At 36.7% G+C, this 4840-nt stretch carries 5 protein-coding genes; 4 read left to right on the top strand and 1 reads right to left on the bottom strand.

The genetic code is table 11. From position 1 onward, the window contains the following. The coding region (locus AC3AX0_RS07275; RefSeq protein WP_487549643.1) for an isochorismatase family protein at nucleotides 1-283 on the top strand (283 nt) is incomplete at its 5' end. Between the two features lie 128 nt (nucleotides 284-411). Here the strand turns inward: AC3AX0_RS07275 and AC3AX0_RS07270 are convergent. Then, nucleotides 412-1584, bottom strand: a complete 1173-nt coding sequence (locus AC3AX0_RS07270; RefSeq protein WP_487549642.1) for a helix-turn-helix domain-containing protein — start codon at nucleotides 1582-1584, stop codon at nucleotides 412-414. Between the two features lie 157 nt (nucleotides 1585-1741). On the opposite strand from AC3AX0_RS07270, the gene AC3AX0_RS07265 reads away from it, so the two are divergent. The 3 genes from AC3AX0_RS07265 to AC3AX0_RS07255 are packed head-to-tail and all read left to right on the top strand — an operon-like array spanning nucleotide 1742 to nucleotide 4835. Further along, complete coding sequence (locus tag AC3AX0_RS07265) at nucleotides 1742-3139, top strand: trimethylamine methyltransferase family protein (protein ID WP_487549641.1); 1398 nt, start codon at nucleotides 1742-1744, stop codon at nucleotides 3137-3139. Next, nucleotides 3136-4428: an aconitase X gene (locus AC3AX0_RS07260; protein ID WP_487549640.1), complete on the top strand. Its 1293-nt coding sequence runs from the start codon at nucleotides 3136-3138 to the stop codon at nucleotides 4426-4428. Before AC3AX0_RS07265 ends, AC3AX0_RS07260 begins: the two co-directional genes overlap by 4 nt. Then, the gene (locus tag AC3AX0_RS07255; RefSeq protein ID WP_487549639.1) at nucleotides 4416-4835 is read left to right on the top strand and encodes an aconitase X swivel domain-containing protein; all 420 of its coding nucleotides are present in this window, start codon (nucleotides 4416-4418) and stop codon (nucleotides 4833-4835) included. The genes AC3AX0_RS07260 and AC3AX0_RS07255 overlap by 13 nt, the downstream gene beginning before the upstream one ends. Nucleotides 4836-4840 lie beyond the last annotated feature (5 nt).

The raw sequence follows: 4840 nt of genomic DNA, 5'->3' as shown, positions 1-4840 counted from the left end.
TGACAAAGCATTTAAAGATATGGATAAGAAATGGATTATTGTAGCTGGAGTTGAATCACATATATGCGTTCTCCAGACGGTTATCGACCTTATTGACAAGGGCTATATCCCTGTATTGATTGAAGACTGCATATCTTCAAGAAAGGAAAACGACAAGAGCATAGCTGTTGAAAGAATGAGAAGTGAAGGTGCAATCATCTCCACCTGTGAGTCCATATTGTTTGAACTATGCAGATATTCAGGTACCAATACCTTCAAGGCTATTTCCGGATTGGTGAAATAGAAAGCACTTTCTTTCTAACCTCGGTTAAAACCGGAGGTTCGACTCCTCTCAGGTGCACCAAATAAAATGGTTCCAGCGTTTAGCTTGTAACCTTTTTTTATGCTCTTTTACATGAATGATTAAGCTTCTTATTTACCCTTGGTTAATCTATATTTTTTTGGAGTTACTCCAGTTTCCCTTTTAAAGGCTTTGGTGAAATAACTCTGGTTGGCATAACCAACATCAAGAGCTATCCTATTTATTTCAAAATCCGAATTTTCGAGAAGTTCCATACTCTTATTTATCCTAATTTTCCTTAGATAGTCCTTGAATTTCATATCCATCTCATTGTTAAAAAGATAGGATAAATAATTATAGCTCATGTTCAACTTTTCAGAGATTTCCCTTAAGCTGATCTTTTCAGTATAGTTTTCCTTAATATATTTCTGGATTTTATATATGACCATGTTATTCTTGTGACTGGAGGTATCTTTAAGTTCTTCAATCAATGATATTATGGAGTCTTTCAGCCATAAATATATGTCTTCCCTGTTGTAAATCATGTTTAATTTTCTCATATATTCAAGATTAAGCTCTTCGATTCGCTTATACTCCATGTATTCTTCAAGCACAGACCTGGATATTAGATATATTGTCTGAGTAAAACGCTTCTTTATTCTCTCTATATTTGATCCTTCTTCTATATATGTCACGGTTATAAGCCTGTTTACTATCTCCTCACTTTCATTTGAGTTGCAGGAAGATACGGAGTTTATGAGCTTGTTTTCCAAATCAAAAATACTCTCATAATTGTGAGACATCTTCTGATACAATTCCACATTTTCATTGAGTTCTGATTGCAATATCTGCTTCTTACGGTTTACTATGAGGTCCTTTTTAGTTCTGATATTCATTACTGCAAACAATACTTCAGCATGACTGGTAAGTTCTATGGAATTAACCCTGTCCACCTCTCCACCTTCCACTGATTCATCAATTACCTTGGTGCCATCTTCATCTACAATGAGAGGTCCTATGATAACGGCTCCTTCATCTACTAATGTATAATTGGAACAGATTATAAAAGTATAATTCAAGGGACAGAGATAATAGTATGGCTCAACAAGCTTGGCTGAAATTTCACCGCCACTGCTCCATTTCTTTATACAGGTATTGTTTATATACTTGCATTTTTTACAGTAAAATCTGTCGATTTTCGATACAAATATAACTCCGTTATTCTTCACTGTAAAAATATTGAATTTCGACACATTACCAAAGGTTTCGGACGTTTCCAAAATATCAAATTTTTGATTTTCCATAGCTACTCCCAAATCATACTTAATTTTTTACAATTACTCATTATTTATTATAAGAATTAATTGTATTTATTTAATATTATTACTATATAAAGAATTAATCAATATATTTTAATAAAAATTTATGTATGATTTGAAAATCATACATATGGGAGGATACATGAGCAATCTTAAAATAAAGGATGAATCAATACATAAACTCCATGAAAGCACAATATGGATACTTGAAAACGTAGGTGTTGAATTCAATCACCCAGAAGTCATTGAAATATTCAAAAACAATGGATTCAAAGTTGAAGAAAACAGGGTTTACATGTCACAGGATGATTTTAACAAGTATCTAAAAGACATGCCTAAAAGTTTTGAAATAAACGGACTTGAAAGCAATGTCACAATGGGCAGCGGACCGGTATTTTCAGGACCATCAGGCGCTCTTCGGATGCTAAAAGGTAGAGAAGGGGAAAACCTTACCTCAAAGGATTTCATAGATGTTCAGAAGCTTAACGATACCAGTGAAGCTACTGATATGACAAATTCAAACCTTTTTGAAGTAGATGACATTGCCTTCGAAGAAAACGCGAGAGTTAAAACTGCATTGTCTCTTTGGCTTACGGGAAAACCACTTATAGGTTTTGCACCGGACAAGAAGGAAGCAGTTGAATCCATCGAGCTGGCAAAGAAGTTTTTCAACGATGAATACAAATACTATATACTTGGAATTGCGAACGTATTATCCCCTCTAAAGTATGATAAAGATTCCCTTGATGCCATAATTGCCTATGTTGATTATGACCAGCCAATATGTATAACATGTTGTTCAATGCCCGGTCTTTCTAGTCCTATAACAGTAGCTGGCACTCTGGTTCAAAACAATGCCGAAATAATGGCAGGTATTGTTCTTACACAGATCCTAAAGCCTGGCACACCTGTAATCTACGGCAACACCTCCTTTGCTTCGGACATGAGATATGCAGGTCCAGCAATTGGAGGTATAGAAAGCAGCTCCTTCATTCCATATATCAAAGGACTCTGTGATTTCTACGGACTTCCAACAAGGGCTGGCGGAGCATTTACAGATTCCAAGGAAATAGACTGGCAATCGGGTACGGAATCCGCCATATCATTGTATACTTCAACAATAAACAATATAGATCTTATCTACCATTCATGCGGAGAGCTTGATTCCTTGAACATGTTCAGCTATGAAAAATTTCTTCTTGATGAGCAAATAATACTAATGATGAAAAAGATGCACAATTCGTATAAGCTCAACGATGAATTCTGCCTTGAGTCAATTAAAAAAATTGGACCAGGAGGTAATTATCTCCTGGAAATGGAAACAGCACTATTGTTTAAAAAAGAACTTATGATTCCAAAATACTTCCAGCGTGAAATGTTTGACAGCTGGATTATGAACGACAAACCGAAAATTGTTGAAACGGCTGCAAAAGATATACAAAAGAGGATTGATTCCTATAAAAAACATGAATTAACTGAAGAGCAAAAATCTCTGCTTTATCCAATAATAAATAAATACATCAAGGAGGAATCAAGGTGAAATTAACTTCTTATGAACAGGAAATATTTGATGGTAACCACGGAAAACTGAAACAAACTGCTTTAAGCAATATAATCGATTATGCAAGAATACTGGGCGCTGAAGAACTGTGTGAAATAACAAAGGCAACAGTATACTGCGGTGCACACAGCTATCTTGATGTAGTGAATATCAAGAATCCCCAGGAGACATTTTCAAAGATTAACCTGGGTGTAGATGAAGTCATCCCCTTCAACGAAACGGATTCAGACTGTTTCACACAGTCCTGCGTTTGTGTATGCGACATGAATTGCCACGAAGAATTCAATGTAACAAAGGAAAAATATCAGCTGAACCTTGATTATCTAAAAATGGCTTCTGAGGCAGGAGTAATAATTGCTAATACTTGCACACCCTATCTTAACGGATGGATACCAGCAATGGGAGAGCATTTCGTAACTACTGAATCAGGAGTTACAACAATTGGCAATTCCCTCTTCGGAGCAAGATGTAACGCTGACGGAATAGAAGCTGCCTTTTGGTCATCAATATGTGGAAGAACTCCAAAATGGGGAATGCATGTTGAAGAAAACAGAGGAGGTACCCATCTCTTTGTTGTTGATACTCCCGTGGAAACAAAGCAGGAATTCGACATTCTGGGTGCAGTAATAGGAAAAAATCTTCCCTACGGTGGAGTGCCTGTAGTTGTAGGAAACTTGAAAAGAATAACCTTCGACAAGCTAAGACAAATGATGACTTCAGTGGCAATTACAAGCAATTGCGAACTTTGCCATATCGTAGGATATACACCTGAAGCTTTGACACAGGAAATAGCATTTAAGGGAAATGAGTCGAAAGGAACAATTACAATTACTGATAAAATGATGAAGGACCTATACATGGATATTTGCGATGAAACTGAAAATGAAGTAGATTTCGTTAGTATTGGCTGTCCACATCTCGATATAAACAACATTAAGGAAATAGCTGAATATTTGAAAGACAAAAAAATATGTGAAAAAGTCCACCTAGGTCTTTGGACATCATATCCAATAAAACATATGGCAGAAGTCAACGGATATCTGGAGACTATAGAAAGTGCCGGCGGATATATATTTACTGACTCCTGCCCTCCTACCATAGGACCTGAATACATAGGCAAGTACCACGGAATGGTTTTTGACAGCTATAAAATGTGCAAAAACCTTAGAAATAAATCCAAGGCAGACATATATTTTGGAGATGTGAAAGCATGTCTCGATGCTGCAATATCGGGAAAATGGGAGGCTGACCAAAGATGGAAAAAATAACAATAAAGGGTAGAGGTGTTATGCCTGGAAAGGTTGAAGGAACTGCTATGGTATGTCCCGACAGCATAGAGGGATATGGCGGATTCGACCCAAAGACTGGAGTTATAATAGAGCATAACCATTTACATAAGGGAAAATCATTGAAAGATACTATATTTGTCCTTCCCGGCAGCAGAGGTTCAAATGGCTGGTCCTGCTTCTTTGGAGCTGCCAGGGCTGCTGGAGCAGGTCCAAAGGCATTGATATTCAATAGGATCGATTCAAGTTCAGGAGTGGCAATAGCTATATCCAAGGTGCCAACGGTTGTAGACTTCCCAGAAGATCAAAACCCCTGTGAATTAATTAAAACAGGCGATTATGTAATAGTTGATGGAGATACAGGTATTATAGAAATCACAAGAAAGTAAAACGA

This window comes from Dethiosulfatibacter sp., assembly GCF_983023055.1.
The sequence above is the reverse complement of the archived record's forward strand: the minus strand, read 5'-3'. Positions and strand labels throughout refer to the sequence as shown.